Below are 15945 nucleotides of genomic sequence, written 5' to 3' on the forward strand. Positions count from 1 at the left end.
AATGGCCGAGAGTTTGAATTCGACGGGATATTTTGTCGCCATAGACCTGCACCTTCAATGTCAGATTATGGTCCAACATTTGGGGTGCAGTTCATCAATGGCGACCGCGCATTATATAATCCGCTGACTGCCCTTAAAATCGCGCAGGAAACTGCCCCAGCGACGTTCATAGAACGGCGTGATGTGGGCAGTAAAGAAGTGGCTCACGCCGCGATCTTCATTAACCACTTCACAGATATCAATGGGCGCATCATCCGCAAGCGTATCCGTCGCTACACCGCCCGCCGCCTGAATAATCTCATCGATATCGCTATCAGCTTCGATACCAATCAGCAGGTTCGGTGCTTCGCTAGCGCTTTCACGAATGCTGGCGATGTAAGCACGGCGTACCTGTTTGTACTTGGCAAACAGTTGCGTTAACGAATCAATCATCTGCGCTGGCGGCTCGGCCACTTCGGACAACAGCAACGCATGACCACCTTCCAGCACGGTTTGCTGGCTCAGCGCACTGCCCTCTTCGCCAATCAAATGGGCGATTTCACCCGGCGAAAACTCTTTACCCGCAGGCAGTTTCGGATTGAGGAACAGCGTTTCGCCTTGCGTGATTTCAAACAGCGTGCGCACCGGCATACGCAGGTAAGGTTGTTCATCTTTGATGGCCTCGCCCATCGCCTCTTCCGAGGTGAAGAACGGGATCACGCTGCCGCCACCCTCTTTTTCCCAATGCTGTAATTCGACCGGCGAAGTCGCATCAAACTGTTCGGCGGGACTTTCGCCTGGCACCCACACATCGGCTTCCAGCAGCAGCTGGAAAAATTCCGGACGGTGCGCAGGCTCAGTAGCCGCCAGCTTCAGCACCTCTTCAAGACGGTTACTCATTTATCGTATTCCAAAAAAGACGGCAAGCTTGCGCCTGCCGTGATGAGGATTATTTCAGTAACAGATTGGCGACGGTGCGTACACCCAAACCGGTCGCACCCGCGGACCACTGATCCACCGCGCTTTTGCGGTACGTCGCGGAGCAGTCAATGTGCAGCCAGCCTTGCTGATATTTGCTGACGAAATGCGACAGGAACGCCGCCGCACTGCTGGCACCCGCCGCATGTGACGGGCTGGCGATGTTATTCAGATCGGCAAAGTTCGAAGGCAGATGGCTGCGATGGAACTCGGCCAGCGGCAGACGCCAGAAGGCTTCGTTTTCGCCGGTTGCGCTGCCAAGCAGCGATTCCGCCAGCACATCGTCAAAGGTAAACAGCGCGTGATAATCGTTACCCAGCGCGGTTTTCGCCGCGCCGGTCAGCGTTGCCGCATCGATCAGCAGTTCAGGATTTTGCTCGCTGGCATCGATCAGGCCATCGGCCAATACCAGACGACCTTCCGCATCGGTGTTCATCACTTCCACGGTTTTACCGTTGCGATAGCGAATGATGTCGCCCAGACGGAACGCGTTGCCGCTGACCATGTTGTCTGCGCAGCATAGATACAGCTTCACGCGCTTATTCAGACCGCGTGAAATCGCCAGCGCCAGCGCGCCAGTCAGCGTTGCCGCGCCGCCCATATCAGACTTCATTGAGTCCATGAAAGCGCTCTGCTTCAGGCTGTAACCGCCGGTATCAAAGGTGATGCCTTTACCGACCAGACAGGCGTAAACCGGCGCATCTTCATCGCCAGTTGGATTGAAATCCAGCGCCAATAATACCGGTGCGCGCGTAGAGCCACGGCCCACGGTGTGGATGCCGGCGTAACCCTGAACGCGCAGATCTTCGCCTTTGGTGATGCGATAGCTGACTGCTTTGCCGCCCACTTCGTTGATCAGATCAACCGCGTTGTGCGCCAGCTGTTCCGGGCTAAGATCTTCCGCCGGCAGGTTGATGGTGTCGCGCACCCAGTCAACAATCTTCAGACGACGTGCAAATTCAGCCTGATCGTCTTCATTGAATTCCGGCCACTCGACCTGACGTTTGCCTTTCGGGCTGCGGTAGCCTTGCCAGAACGCCCAGCACTTTTCCACATCCCAGCCTTCGCCCTGCAGCGAGACGTGACGAATGCCCTGGCCGTCCAGCTTGCGCCCCGCGCGCTGGATGCTCATCAGCGCGTCTGCGCCAGTCAGGTGAACGGTCATGCCACTTTCGTTGCTGCTCAGCAGCGCTTTGTCACCCCAGCGCGCATCGGCGGCCTGGGAGCTGAGCGTAATTATCATCGGTTGTGTTGTCATCGCGTGGCTCCGTTTGCGTTAGGTGTCACCTTGCGCCAGAACCGGCGCAAGGGGTGCATGAATTAGCGGGCGTTTGCCGCAGGCGAAAGTGCCCGCAGACGTGTTACCGCTTTGTTGACCAGCTCGATAGCGTACTCAATTTCCTCTGCGCTGGTGAAGCGTCCGAGCGAAAAACGCAGCGAGCTGTGTGCCAGCTCCTGCTCAACGCCCATCGCGCGCAGCACATAGGAAGGTTCGAGACTGGCCGAGGTACAGGCGGAACCGGATGACAGCGCCAAATCTTTCAGCGCCATAATCAGCGATTCGCCATCGACGTGGGCAAAACTAATATTGAGGATGTTCGGAGCGCCCTGCTCCAGCGAACCGTTGAGGTTCACGTTACCCAATTGACTAATACCGCGCCACAGACGCTGGCGCAGCTCGGCCAGGCGCGCCATTTCGCTGCTCATCTCTTCACGCGCAATACGGTAGGCTTCGCCCATGCCGACAATCTGATGCACCGGCAACGTGCCCGAACGCATGCCGCGCTCGTGACCGCCACCGTGCATCTGTGCATCGATTTGCAGACGCGGTTTACGACGCACCCACAGCGCGCCGATGCCTTTCGGTCCATACAGCTTGTGCGCTGAGAACGACATCAAATCCACCGGCAGTTCAGTGACGTCAATCGGCAATTTGCCGACGCTTTGCGTGGCATCAACGTGAAACAGGATGTCACGCGCACGGCACAGCGCGCCGAGTGCGGCGATGTCCTGAATCACACCGGTTTCATTATTGACGTGCATCAGCGACACCAGCACCGTGTCGTCGCGCAGTGCAGATTCGAGCATCTGCGGCGTAACGATACCGTCGCTGCCCGGCTGTAAGAAGGTGACATCAAAGCCTTCGTGCGCCAGTTGCTGGCAACTGTCGAGCACCGCTTTGTGTTCGGTTTGGCTGGTAATAATGTGTTTGCCGCGCGCCTGATGGAATTGCGCGGCACCTTTGATCGCAAGGTTGTCCGCTTCGGTCGCGCCGGAGGTAAAAACGATTTCACGGGGATCGGCATTGACCAGCTCAGCAACTTGATTGCGAGCCACATCAACAGCTTCTTCAGCCTGCCAGCCAAAACGGTGGGAACGGGACGCGGGGTTACCGAAAGTGCCATCCATTGTGAGAAACTGCATCATTTTGGTGGCAACACGCGGATCCGCAGGCGTAGTGGCTGCGTAATCCAGGTAAATCGGTAATTTCATTGCGCTAAAACTCCGTATAAAAAATCATACGTCTTTATAGCACATTCGGCCTCGCCCGTATGAACAGGAAAGGCCGAAGGAGAACTGATTAAGCGCGCAGATTAACGTTGATGGTTTCTTGCACACGATGCTGCTGAAAGCGGCGATTGTCGACGGTGTTCTGACGATCGGCCACTTCGAGGATTTCCTGATTATTCACCAGTTCCGCCAACGTGATGTTGTTGAGGAAGTCGCTGATGCGCTCACTCAGATCACGCCACAAAACGTGGGTCAGGCAACGCTCGCCGCCCTGGCAGCCCTCTTTGCCCTGGCATTTAGTGGCATCGACAGATTCGTCAACGGCGGTAATAACCGCGCCCACAGCAATCGCGCTTGAATCTTTGCCTAACAGATAACCGCCGCCTGGACCACGAACGCTGGCCACTAAGCCGTGCTTACGCAGACGTGAGAATAACTGTTCCAGATAGGACAAAGAGATGCCCTGACGCTCAGAAATGTCAGCTAGCGGCACCGGGCCCTCATTGGAGTGCAGTGCAACGTCCAGCATAGCGGTTACGGCATAACGTCCTTTGGATGTCAGTCTCATAGCATACAACCTCGTAAGCGTCCGTCCGGTTATCGGCGGGTTATCTGAAGAATTGATGCCAGTCTGACATTCCTGAGTAAAACGGTCAACTATTTAACCAAGTAAATTGCTCAACTATTTAACCAACTGTTTTACTCAACTATTATCCACATTACCTTTGCGCTTTTCGAACGATGCCATCATGCCGCGCAGGATGTTCAGTTCGTCGCGTTCGGGGCGCGCACGTGTATATAAACGACGCAGCTTGCTCATCACCTGGCTTGGCGTGCCTTCACGGATAAAGCCGCTGTTCAGCATCATCTGTTCGATGTGCTGATAGAAGCGCTCCAAATCGTCAACCAGCGGATACGGTGATTCGACCGGCTCTTCCGTCGGCGCGGCTTTTTCCTGCGCGTCCAGCCAGGCCATGCGCACTTCGTAAGCGATAATCTGCACCGCCATCGCCAGATTCAGTGAGCTGTATTCCGGGTTCGCCTGAATCGCGACGTGATAGTGACATTTCTGCAACTCTTCGTTAGTCAGGCCCACGCGCTCGCGGCCAAACACCAACGCCACCGGCGCCTGCTGGCCCTCTTCCACGCTTTTAATGCCGCACTCGCGTGAATCCAACATGGGCCACGGCAGTGAACGTGAACGTGCGCTGGTGCCAACCACCAAACTACAACCGGCAATGGCTTCATCCATGGTATCGACAATGCGCGCATTACCAATGACATCGCTGGCACCGGCGGCGAGGGAAATGGCCTGTGAATCGGGTTTCACCAGCGGATTGACCAGATAAAGGTTGGTTAAGCCCATGGTTTTCATCGCGCGTGCGACGGAGCCCATGTTGCCGGTGTGCGACGTTTCTACCAGTACGATTCGGATATTCTGCAGCATAATTAGAGGCGGTCAGGGAAATGATGGCGCGCATCCTAACATAAAAAGAGGACATTTGCTGAACACGCTGATATACTCCGCGCCGTTTTCCCCGTTCTTTAACATCCAGCGAGAGATACCGATGCATCCGATGCTCAACATAGCCGTGCGCGCCGCGCGCAAGGCCGGAAATTTAATTGCCAAGAATTATGAAACCCCGGACGCTGTCGAAGCCAGCCAGAAAGGCAGCAACGACTTCGTTACCAATGTTGACCGTGACGCAGAACGTCTGATTATCGAAGTAATTCGTAAATCGTACCCGAAACACACCATCATCACCGAAGAAAGCGGTGAGCTGGCGGGCGAAGATCAAGACATTCAATGGGTAATCGATCCGCTGGATGGCACCACCAACTTCATTAAACGTTTACCACACTTCTCCGTTTCTATCGCTGTGCGCATCAAAGGCCGCACCGAAGTGGCTGTGGTTTACGATCCAATGCGCAACGAACTCTTTACCGCCGTACGCGGTCAGGGCGCTCAGCTGAATGGCTATCGCCTGCGCGGCAGCACGGCGCGCGATCTGGATGGCACCATCCTGGCGACCGGCTTCCCGTTCAAGTTGAAGCAGCACGCAACCCCTTACATCAACATTGTTGGCAAACTGTTCACCCAGTGCGCTGATTTCCGTCGCACCGGTTCGGCGGCGCTGGATCTGGCTTACACCGCTGCAGGTCGCGTTGATGGTTTCTTTGAGATTGGCCTGAAGCCGTGGGATTTTGCGGCGGGCGAACTGCTGGTGCGTGAAGCGGGCGGCCTGGTGACTGACTTTACCGGCAACCACGGTTACGTGATGTCAGGTAACATCGTTGCGGGTAACCCACGCGTAGTGAAAGCAATGCTGGCATCGATGCGTGAAGAGTTAAGTGAAGCGCTGAAGCGCTAAATGCGAGAAGGCGGCTGAATCAGCCGCCTTTTTTTTGTTACCGACGTTCGTGGCTTAATACCTGACGCGGTTGCGTCTTGCGACCCACGCGCCCCAGCAATGCTGCCAGTACTGCTTCAATGACCAGCATAAAGAAGGTGAACCAGCTCGCTTTCGCCGTTGCGGCCGCCGCTTGCTCAGCCACTTCACGGGCTTTTTGCTCCGCCTGCTGTTTCAACTCCTGATACTGTTGCACGGCTTTTTTATAGCTCTCCTCGGTTTGAGTTACTATCTGCTCAACCTCTTGATCGCTTTTACCGGTGCGCGCTTTGATAATATTTTTCAGCGCATCACGATCGGCAGCTTGCAATGTATCTGAGTGACGATTCATAACGCCTTTCAACCAATTAGCCAGATCATTATCAGCATTCTGTGGATTTTGTGCCGTTTGCTCTGCTTGATTTTGCGCGTTATTGGCTTCGTTATTTACATCCTTTTGCAGATTCTCAGGTTGTAATTCTGTCTTGCCGGTTTGACGCAGCGTAGTTTGTAATTCGTTTTTTAAATCATCTAAATTGATATTACTTTCCTGCAGCTTCTCTTTTGCCATATTGGTCAGTGATGGCGCCGCTGCGGAAATTCCATTACCAACAGCATTTACGCCGGCGCCTAAAATATTAAACGCACCGCCAATAACGCCAGTTGCCAGGGTAATCGCGAGCCATAATGTCAAAATGGTGCTAACACCAAACATCAACAAACCATGCATCGCCCCTTCGCGCTGCGCCAGACGCCCCGCAACGTAGCTACCTACGCCCATGGCAATCAGCATACTCACGCCGGTCCAGATTAACGCGCCGGTTCCCAGATGCTGCAGCGGATTTTGTTCCTGTTGTGGATCGATGGTTGTTGCACCAATCGCTGTACCCAATATCCCCAATAAAATATGAATGATTAGCGCAGCGATAACGCCGGCAAATACTGCGCTCCATGAAATACGTTTTAATGGTAGGCCGCCATGCACGTCGTGCACCGTATCTACGCTGCCATTATTAATCCGAGTTTCAGGCATCGTTTTCTCCTCGCAGAATATTTCGCTGAAATTTTATAATTGCTAATCCACCAGGATATTGACTGGTGTAATTGAGCTTAGACAGAGAAATCTATTTTCACCAGCGCGCTAAGCGGAGATATTTAATTAACTGTTGAGGGGGAGAATACTTGCAACAGTGGAATATTTACACTACCCAAATATCCTTAATGTCAGAAAGGACGAATTCCACCGCCGATGCCCGGCGAGGCACTTTGCCATAATGCAACGCCCGCAACGATTAACAGCACGCTACCTAACATGGCGAGCAGCGGCACCAGCAGCCTGGTCGCAGGATGAGTACCGCCGGCCTGCCCTAAGCGCTGAGCCAGCAGACGGGAGCGCTGCACTAACAAGCCGAGCGCCGAAACCGTCACAGCAGTGCCCAACGCCATCGCCACGGCAGAGGCGACGCCCCACGCATACACACCAATCACTTTCGCAAACAGCAGCATCATGATGGCGCCGGAACAGGGCCGCAGCCCCATGGAAAACACCACCAGCGCCTGCGTTTTAGCGCTAACTGCCTGATCCATCTGCGCAGCGCTGGGCAGATGCGCATGTCCGCAGCCGCAGTGTTCATCGTGCTGATGCGCTGGGCGAATAGCGTGGATCTGCAACTTTGGCTGAGGACGCCATTGCTGACGCAGCGATCGCAATGCACGCCAACCGACCCAAATACCCAGCGCGACGACTAACAGATAACTGCCCTTCTCCAGCCAGTAGCTGCCGAGATGCATCTGACGCGACGAGGTTTGCAGTACTACCAGCATCAGCGTTACCAAACCAAGCGCCACGCCGCCCTGCAGCAAAGCAGCCAGCAACGTTAGCTTCATGCTGGTTTTCAACTTTGCCGGATGGGTGGCAAGAAAGGTGGTGATCACCACTTTGCCGTGTCCCGGCCCCAGCGCATGCAGCACGCCGTAAGCGAGGCTGAACAGCATCAGCGTCACGCCCGCATGCTGCGGTTGTTCAGCCACCTGCTGCAAAAGCTGCGTCATTTCGCGATTGAGGATTTTTTGCCACAGCACGCTTTGCAGCAAAATCTGCGACCAGTGCTGCCACAGCAGCACGCCCGCCAGCAGCAATAACACCGCCATCAGCCACAGCGGCCATAAACGACGTGAACGGGAGGGAAGCGAAATCAGTGACATGTCAGTGTCACCGTTTGGGCGAATTGCTGGCCAAGATCCATATCCTCTGGCGGCGCATCGGCTTTATCCAGCGACAGCGCATATTGCTTCAGCGAGTCATCCGGTTTCGGCGTATGCAGATCGATCTGGCAATGCGATTTAACGGTGTCGTCCATGGTTAATGCCTGTGGATTATCGTAATACATATCAACAAAGTAGCTGGGATCAAAAGTCTGAATGCGATACTGCTTCGCGCTCAATAACTGCGGCTCGCCAAACGGCACGATAAACTCCAGCACCGCTTTGTTGCCGTTGCGCGATAAGTTGTACTCTTTCGGCAGATTGAGAAATTTGACCCGATTTTTGTCCTGCCACACTTCGGTGAAATAGTGCTGACCGAGCACATTTGCCATCACCTGCGCCGCCAGCTTTTTCCACACCACATCACCGGGCTTGGCTTTACCTGCGTCGTACAACAGATCGGCGGAGGTTATCTCATCCATGGTCCACATCATTTTCATGCCGCTAAGATGTTGGTTGTCACTGATGAACTCGGTTTTCATGTCAATGAAGCTATGCGGATGTGACCAGGCTGCGGTGCTGAATAACAGCGTAAACGTAATGAGTGCAATTTTCATGTGTTATAAAGTAACAATTTTAAAGTGAAGTGTAGAGTGGCCCAGAAAAATTGTGACCCGCCCTAAAGCTCTGAACAAAAGTCACGACAAAGTGCAAGGTTACCGCGTGGAGTTAGCTATTCTTAGCTCAAAAGTGACCTGCGGATAAACCATTGATGAGTTCTGCACCCTCCTCTGCACCACTCTTCAGCCGTTCCCAGCGTCGTTGTCATCTGTTACTGCTGCTATTTCTGCCTGCTCCCGCGTTGACGCTTGAAAAGCTCTGCCAGTTGAATGGCGTGGCGCCTGTTGTCGCCCGACAGGATATCGCGGATGTGGGAGAGGAGATACAGCGTTACCATCAACTGGAGCTACACCAGATGGTCGATGGCAGCTTCCGCATTCACGGGACGGAACTGGACAGGCGGCTGTGCCTGATCCATTGGCTGCGACGCGCGCTGCGTTTGTCGCAGGATTTTGTCTGCGAGCATTTTGCCCCGGTGCTGCGTCAGCGCCTGAAAGTCCTGAAAATCGAGAAAGCGCTGTGGGATGAAACCAACCTGCAGGCGCTGATTCAGCACTGCAGCCTGCGTCTGGCGCGCGACTTCAGCCCGCGCGACCGCCTGTTTCTGCAAATCTTCATGAAGTATGCGCTGTGCCAGCGCCAAAACGCCTTGTTCAATGACGGACAGCGCGCGTGGCTGGCGGAAAAAGTCGAACGTGCTGCCGCCGACGACGTCATCCATCACTGGCAGAAGCGCTGCCACTTAGCGCCGGATGTAAGCGAGACCGACTTCTGGACGCTGCTATTTAGCCTGATTCACGCGCCAACCGCTACGCAGCTGGAGCATCCGCAGGCAGTAAAGCTGATGCAGTCAGTGGAAGCGCTGATTGCGCGCTTTGAGCAGTTGGCACAAACCACCTTCAGAAATCGCGCCGAACTCACTCAGCAACTCTTTACGCATCTGGCGCAGGCGCTGGATCGCAGCCATTTTGCCATCGGCATCGATAACAGCGTGGCGCTGGATGTCGCACGACTCTATCCGCGCCTGCTGCGCACCACTGAACGCGCACTTGAGCATTTCAGCCGTAACTTTGCCACGCGCTTTAGTGCTGAAGAGATAAGTCTGGTGGCGGTGTTATTTGGTGCCTGGTTGATGCAGGAGAGTGCATTGCAGGAAAAGCAGGTGCTGCTGCTGACGGGCGCGGATGCGGCGCTTGAGCAGTTGCTGGAGCAGCAGCTGCGGGAAATGACGCTGCTACCGATTAACATCAGCTATCAGGACGTCGTGCATTTTCAGCGTGAAGGCGCGCCGCGCGACATCGCGCTGGTGATCACGCCGTATGCCATTTCATTGCCGCTGTTCTCACCGCCGCTAATCCAGGCGGAGCTGCCGCTGAGTCGTCATCAGCAGCAGCGTATTCTCCAGTTGCTGGAGAGTTAAGCGGCGCGCGGACGCAGGAACAGCGCCGGCAACGCCACTAACGCCATCACCCAGAACAGATGTCCTTGCAGATGCGTAAACAGCACGCCGCAAATCATAGTCATCACCGCAATACCGCCGCCCATGGCCAGCGCCGAATAGAGCGATTGCAGACGAATCACTTCCGCGCCTTTGCGCGCGGCAATAAACCGCATCGCCGCTAAATGGCAGACGGTAAAGCTGCCGCAGTGCAGAATTTGCGCCACGATCAGCAACGGCAACGCGGTGCTGGATCCCAGCATTGTCCAGCGGATAATGGCGCACACGCCTGATAACAGCAGCAGATCGCGCGCACTCCAGCGGCGGAACAGTCGGCTGCTGAGAGCAAAAATGATGATTTCAGCCACCACGCCCAGCGACCACAAGTAGCCAATAATCGACGCGGAATAACCGCTCTCCTGCCACCAGATCGCGCTGAAGCTGTAGTAAGCCGCATGCGCGCCCTGCAACAATGTCACGCATAACATGAAACGCCACACCGCATTTTCGCGCAGCAAATCACGCCATGCCTGCCAGCCACCATCGGTTGACGTCTGACGTTCACTGCCCTGCGGCTTCGTCGCTGGCGTTAACATCATCCCACCTAACATGCCGATCGCGCCCAGTGACAGCAGCACCAGAATCGCCTGCGATGAGAACGCCGTGACAAGCATGCCGGTTAAGGCAGAGCTGATGACAAACGCCAGCGAGCCCCACAAACGAACCGGGCCATATGTCAGACCAATTTGCTGCGTCCAGGTGGCGGCCAGCGCATCACTCAGCGGCACCAGCGGTGAGAAAAACAGGTTGAAGCCGATCATCACGAACAGCAGCCACATCCACTGTTGTCCCAGCCAATAACCGATAGCGAACAGGCACGTCATCAGCGCCAGCAGGCGCAGCGCAGTGACCAGCTGTGAGGGATTTTTTACCTGCGAGGCAATCAGCAAACTGCCGACAAAGCGCGCCACCATGCCGCACCCCAGCAGCAGACCGATTTTTTCTGCATCAAGTCCGGTGCCTTTGAGCCACACGCTCCAGAAAGGAAGGTAAATGCCGTAACAGAAGAAGTAAGTGAAGTAGCCCAAACCGAGCCATTTGGCGGAGCCGATTGCCATATTCCCTCCAGCAAAAATGCTGCTGAGCAGCACGAGTGGGCGCTACTTTGTCAGAGCACTGCTGCGACGGCAATAAAAAAGGATGGCTTGCACCATCCTTTTTTGCACTGCATCGAGAAGCGTAACGCTTACGCGTACACCGGCAGACGGCTGCAGATTTCCAGCACTTTCTGTTTGGTACGTTCGATGGTCGCTTCGTCGTTGATGTTATCCAGCACGTCAGCGATCCAGCCAGCCAGCTCGCGAACATCAGCTTCTTTGAAGCCACGACGCGTCACCGCTGGGGTACCGATACGCACGCCAGAGGTCACGAACGGGCTCTTCGGATCGTTAGGTACGCTGTTTTTGTTCACGGTAATGTTGGCGCGGCCCAGAGCGGCATCGGCTTCTTTACCGGTCAGGTTTTTGCTGACCAGATCGATCAGGAACAAGTGGTTGTGTGTACCACCGGAAACGATGTTGTAACCGCGCTCCAGCAGAACTTCCACCATCGCTTTCGCGTTCTTAGCCACCTGCTGCTGATAAGTCTTGAACTCTGGCTCCATCGCTTCTTTGAACGCCACCGCTTTACCGGCGATCACGTGCATCAGAGGACCGCCCTGACCACCCGGGAACACCGCGGAGTTCAGTTTTTTATACAGCTCTTCGTCACCGTTTTTCGCCAGGATCAGGCCGCCGCGCGGACCCGCCAGGGTTTTATGGGTGGTTGAAGTCACGATGTGGGCATGAGGAACTGGGTTCGGATAGACGTCTGCGGCGATCAGGCCCGCAACGTGTGCCATATCGACGAACAGGTAGGCGCCAACGCTGTCTGCGATTTCACGCATTTTGGCCCAATCGCACACGCCAGAGTAAGCAGAGAAGCCGCCGACGATCATTTTTGGCTTGTGGGTTTGTGCCAGCTCAGCCAGTTCTTCGTAGTTGATTTTGCCGGTTTCATCGATGCCGTAAGGGATAACGTTGTACAGCTTACCCGACAGGTTTACCGGGGAACCGTGCGTCAGGTGACCACCGTGCGCCAGGTTCATACCCAGAATGGTATCGCCCGGCTGCAGCAGCGCGGTGTAAACCGCGAAGTTGGCCTGAGAACCGGAGTGCGGCTGTACGTTAGCGAAATCTGCGCCGAACAGCTCTTTAGCGCGATCGATCGCCAGTTGCTCAACGATATCGACGTATTCACATCCGCCGTAATAGCGTTTGCCCGGATAGCCTTCGGCATATTTGTTGGTGAGCTGTGAACCTTGGGCCTGCATTACGCGTGGGCTGGTGTAGTTTTCAGAAGCAATCAGTTCAATGTGCTCTTCCTGACGCACTTTCTCTTGCTCCATAGCCTGCCACAACGCGGCATCATAATCGGCAATGTTCATATCACGCTTTAACATCCGGACTCTCCTGACTCAGCTAACTTTTTAACGGCAGTTTAGGCCCCGGCTAGGGGGCGAAGGCGAACAGTGTAAACGGTTTTGACAGGTGACGGTAGCGTCAATCCCCTCTTTTTGCGCAAACGATTGGCATGGCGCTGGAACGGGTTTTTTACGCTTTTTTGCAAGCCAGAAAATCACGAAATTTGCTCACTTTCATGGCGAAAGAATTTCAGCTTTGCGCGCCAGCCCGCACCTTTCTTGCTTAATCCTTAATCACAACAAGGGATTTACAGGCGCTTCGATTACTCATAAGATGCATTTAAAATACATGTTTAAATTCACTCTGAGGATTTCACCATGCTCGACGCGCAAACCATCGCTACCATCAAATCGACCTTGCCCGCCATTGCCCAGGTTGGACCGCAGCTGACCGGCCATTTCTACCAACGTTTACTGACGCAACATCCTGAACTGAAAAACGTGTTCAACATGAACAATCAGCGCAGCGGCAATCAGCGGGAAGCGTTGTTCAACGCCATTGTGGCTTACGGCAGCAACCTGGAAAATTTGGCCGTGCTGTTGCCGGCGGTGGAGAAAATCGCGCAGAAGCATGCCAGCCTGAACATTCAGCCCGAGCAGTATGCGATTGTGGGTGAAAACCTGCTGGCGACAATTGATGAGCTACTGCATCCGGGTGAAGAAGTGCTGACCGCATGGGGCAAAGCGTACGGCGTGCTGGCTGATGTGTTTATCCAGCGTGAAGAAGCCATCTATTCGGCCTCCGAAGAGAAAACCGGCGGCTGGCGCGGTGCGCGTGATTTTCGTATTCGCGCTATCAATCAGGAGAGTTCGGTGATCAAGAGTTTTGAACTAGTGCCAAACGACGGTAAGCCGGTGGCAACCTTTCTGCCAGGTCAGTATCTGGCCATCAGCCTACAACCGGCAGGCTGTGAAAATATTCAGCATCGCCAGTATTCGCTGACGCACCAGCCAAATGGGCAATTTTATCGCATCGCGGTTAAACGCGAAGCGCTGGGCAGCGTGTCGGGCTGGCTACATGACCGCGCGCAGGTGGGCGATATCGTGCAATGCGCGGCACCAGCCGGTGATTTCTTCCTGCAGGCTGAAGCCGCTACGCCGATTACGCTGATCTCTGCTGGCGTCGGCCAAACTCCCATGCTGGCGATGCTGGCTACTCTGGCGCAGCAGCAACATCCGGCGGCGGTTAACTGGCTACACGCTGCGGAAGCCGGTTCGCAGCATGCGTTTGCTGAAGAGGTAAAATCCCTCGGCGCGCGCCTGCCAAACTTCACCAGCCACGTTTGGTATCGTCAGCCGGAAAGTGCCGATGCCGGACGTTACGACGCTCAGGGCTTGATGGATTTGGCGAGCGTGTCCTCCGCGCTGAACCAGGCCGATCGTCAGTTCTGGATCTGTGGTCCGCTGCCGTTTATGCAGTTTGTCGCACGTCAACTGGTCGATGCCGGCATCAATGCCGATCGCATCCACTACGAAGTATTTGGCCCGCACAAGGTGCTGTAAAACAAAAAAGCCTGCGCAAGGCAGGCTTTTGCAGGCAATGCGCGAAGGGGCTTAAATCGCCTCTTCGTCCTCTTCACCGGTACGGATACGCACTACGCGCGCCACGTCAAAGACAAAGATTTTGCCGTCGCCGATTTTGCCGGTCTGCGCGGTTTTCATAATGGTTTCTACGCAGGTATCGACGATATCGTCACCTACCACCATTTCGATTTTCACTTTTGGCAGAAAATCGACCATGTACTCAGCGCCGCGATACAGCTCAGTGTGACCTTTCTGACGACCAAAGCCTTTCACTTCACTGACGGTCATCCCGGTGATGCCCACTTCAGCTAAGGCTTCACGTACATCATCGAGTTTGAATGGTTTGATAATTGCATCGATCTTTTTCATGACAGATCCTTTTTTACTCCCTCCATGATGGACGGATACCGTTAGTATAATTGTTCCTGACGCTGCCGCAGCAAGCTACTCTTTAAATTCGCTGGCGTCCAATTCATGTCGCGACAGCAGCTTATAGAATTCAGTGCGGTTACGTCCAGCCAGACGCGCAGCGTTGGTGACATTTCCTTTGGTCATCTGCAGCAGTTTACGCAGATAGTTCAGCTCAAATTGATTACGTGCTTCGACGAAAGTCGGCAGCGCGGTATTTTCCCCCGCCAGCGCCTGTTCAACCAGGGCATCACCGATGACCGGCGCGGTACTCAAGGCAACGCACTGTTCAATCACGTTGACCAGCTGACGTACATTGCCCGGCCAGGCGGCGCTGACCAGCCGCTTCATCGCATCAACCGAAAAGCTACGCACGAAAGGTTTATGGCGATCGGCGGATTGGCGCAGCAGATGATTCGCCAGCAGCGGGATATCTTCAGCGCGCTCGTGCAGCGCGGGAATTTTCAGATTCACCACGTTAAGACGATAGTAGAGATCTTCGCGGAAACTCTTCTTCTCCATCGCTTTGGGCAAATCGCGGTGCGTCGCGGAAATAATCCGCACGTTGATATCCAGATCGCGGTTGCTGCCTAACGGCCGCACTTTGCGCTCCTGCAGCACACGCAGCAGTTTCACCTGCAGCGCCTGAGGCATGTCGCCAATCTCATCAAGAAACAGCGTGCCGCCTTCCGCCGCCTGGAACAGACCTTCACGTGCGCTGACCGCGCCGGTAAAGGCGCCTTTAGCGTGGCCAAACAGTTCGGACTCTAAAAGTTGTTCCGGCAGCGCACCACAGTTGATGGCGATGAACGGCTTGGTGGCGCGCGGGCTGGCGGCGTGAATCGCCTGCGCCAGCACTTCTTTACCGGTGCCGCTTTGCCCATTAATCAGCACGCTGACGTCAGATTGTGCCACCATGTGCGACTGCTCCAGCAAGCGCAGCATCTGCGGATTGCGCGTCACAATCGCTTCGCGCCAGCCGTCATCGCTGATCGGCGCGCGTTGAGCCAGCGCTTCATCTATCGCTTTATATAAGGCATCACGATCGACCGGTTTGGTCAGAAAGCTGAACACGCCTTGTTGCGTGGCGGATACCGCTTCCGGGATCGAACCGTGCGCGGTGAGAATGATCACCGGCAAGCCCGCATGACGTTTCTGCACTTCGCCGAACAGCGCCAGACCATCCATTTCGTCCATGCGCAGGTCGCTGATCACCAAGTCGACCTTCTCTTTCTGCAGATGGCGCAGGGCTTCCGGCCCGCTGGCGGCCGTCGCCACCTGATAGCCTTCGCTGCTCAGACGCATGCCGAGCAGTTTCAATAAGCCCGGATCATCATCCACCAGCAATAAACGTGCGGCTTGTTTCATGG

General features: G+C 55.0%; 15 protein-coding genes. 3 read left to right on the forward strand and 12 right to left on the reverse strand.

The genetic code is table 11. The annotated features are described in order from the left end of the window. Positions 1-111 precede the first annotated feature (111 nt). The 5 genes from sseB to trmJ all read right to left on the reverse strand — a co-directional run bounded on the left by sseB (position 112) and on the right by trmJ (position 4915). Entirely contained in the window at positions 112-879 is a 768-nt protein-coding gene (gene sseB / locus DEU53_RS21100) for an enhanced serine sensitivity protein SseB (RefSeq protein ID WP_101763481.1), read from the reverse strand. A gap of 49 nt (positions 880-928) precedes the next feature. Continuing rightward, positions 929-2215, reverse strand: a complete 1287-nt coding sequence (gene pepB, locus DEU53_RS21105; RefSeq protein WP_110868264.1) for an aminopeptidase PepB — start codon at positions 2213-2215, stop codon at positions 929-931. 62 nt (positions 2216-2277) lie between these two features. Beyond that, the gene (locus DEU53_RS21110) at positions 2278-3450 is read right to left on the reverse strand and encodes an IscS subfamily cysteine desulfurase (protein ID WP_110868265.1); all 1173 of its coding nucleotides are present in this window, start codon (positions 3448-3450) and stop codon (positions 2278-2280) included. 88 nt (positions 3451-3538) lie between these two features. Continuing rightward, positions 3539-4036, reverse strand: coding sequence for a Fe-S cluster assembly transcriptional regulator IscR (gene iscR, locus DEU53_RS21115; protein WP_008108287.1), 498 nt, complete (start codon positions 4034-4036; stop codon positions 3539-3541). Between the two features lie 135 nt (positions 4037-4171). Continuing rightward, on the reverse strand, positions 4172-4915 hold the full coding sequence (trmJ, locus tag DEU53_RS21120; protein WP_110868266.1) for a tRNA (cytosine(32)/uridine(32)-2'-O)-methyltransferase TrmJ: 744 nt from the start codon (positions 4913-4915) through the stop codon (positions 4172-4174). 121 nt (positions 4916-5036) lie between these two features. Here trmJ and suhB point away from each other — a divergent pair, with 121 nt between their 5' ends. After that, positions 5037-5840: an inositol-1-monophosphatase gene (suhB, locus tag DEU53_RS21125; protein WP_008108283.1), complete on the forward strand. Its 804-nt coding sequence runs from the start codon at positions 5037-5039 to the stop codon at positions 5838-5840. A 37-nt stretch (positions 5841-5877) separates the two neighbouring features. Here suhB and DEU53_RS21130 read toward each other — a convergent pair whose 3' ends face one another. From DEU53_RS21130 to DEU53_RS21140, 3 genes are all read right to left on the reverse strand, one after another. Beyond that, positions 5878-6891 (reverse strand): hypothetical protein, encoded by a 1014-nt coding sequence (locus DEU53_RS21130; RefSeq protein ID WP_110868267.1) that lies wholly within the window; start codon positions 6889-6891, stop codon positions 5878-5880. A gap of 191 nt (positions 6892-7082) precedes the next feature. Then, entirely contained in the window at positions 7083-8063 is a 981-nt protein-coding gene (locus DEU53_RS21135) for a nickel/cobalt transporter (RefSeq protein ID WP_110868268.1), read from the reverse strand. After that, on the reverse strand, positions 8054-8680 hold the full coding sequence (locus DEU53_RS21140) for a DUF1007 family protein (protein ID WP_110868269.1): 627 nt from the start codon (positions 8678-8680) through the stop codon (positions 8054-8056). The genes DEU53_RS21135 and DEU53_RS21140 overlap by 10 nt, the downstream gene beginning before the upstream one ends. 155 nt (positions 8681-8835) lie before the next feature. Between DEU53_RS21140 and csiE the strand changes: the two genes are divergently transcribed. Next, complete coding sequence (gene csiE / locus DEU53_RS21145) at positions 8836-10104, forward strand: stationary phase inducible protein CsiE (protein WP_110868270.1); 1269 nt, start codon at positions 8836-8838, stop codon at positions 10102-10104. Here the strand turns inward: csiE and DEU53_RS21150 are convergent. Further along, positions 10101-11240 carry a 3-phenylpropionate MFS transporter gene (locus tag DEU53_RS21150; protein ID WP_110868271.1) on the reverse strand — a complete coding sequence of 380 codons (1140 nt, stop codon included), beginning with the start codon at positions 11238-11240 and terminating at the stop codon, positions 10101-10103. The genes csiE and DEU53_RS21150 overlap by 4 nt on opposite strands. Before the next feature lie 128 nt (positions 11241-11368). Then, positions 11369-12622, reverse strand: coding sequence for a serine hydroxymethyltransferase (gene glyA / locus DEU53_RS21155; RefSeq protein ID WP_101763471.1), 1254 nt, complete (start codon positions 12620-12622; stop codon positions 11369-11371). Positions 12623-12961: 339 nt separating this feature from the next. On the opposite strand from glyA, the gene hmpA reads away from it, so the two are divergent. Then, positions 12962-14146 (forward strand): NO-inducible flavohemoprotein, encoded by a 1185-nt coding sequence (gene hmpA / locus DEU53_RS21160; protein WP_110868272.1) that lies wholly within the window; start codon positions 12962-12964, stop codon positions 14144-14146. A gap of 51 nt (positions 14147-14197) precedes the next feature. On the opposite strand, the gene glnB is transcribed toward hmpA, so the two are convergent. Continuing rightward, a complete protein-coding gene (glnB, locus tag DEU53_RS21165; protein WP_007886217.1) occupies positions 14198-14536 on the reverse strand; it encodes a nitrogen regulatory protein P-II in 339 nt (112 codons plus the stop codon). A gap of 75 nt (positions 14537-14611) precedes the next feature. Next, positions 14612-15943 (reverse strand): two-component system response regulator GlrR, encoded by a 1332-nt coding sequence (glrR, locus tag DEU53_RS21170; protein ID WP_101763469.1) that lies wholly within the window; start codon positions 15941-15943, stop codon positions 14612-14614. Positions 15944-15945: the final 2 nt, after the last annotated feature.

Origin of the sequence: Pantoea sp. AG1095 (assembly GCF_003208415.1) — a bacterium.
Classification (GTDB): Bacteria; Pseudomonadota; Gammaproteobacteria; order Enterobacterales; family Enterobacteriaceae; genus Pantoea; species Pantoea leporis.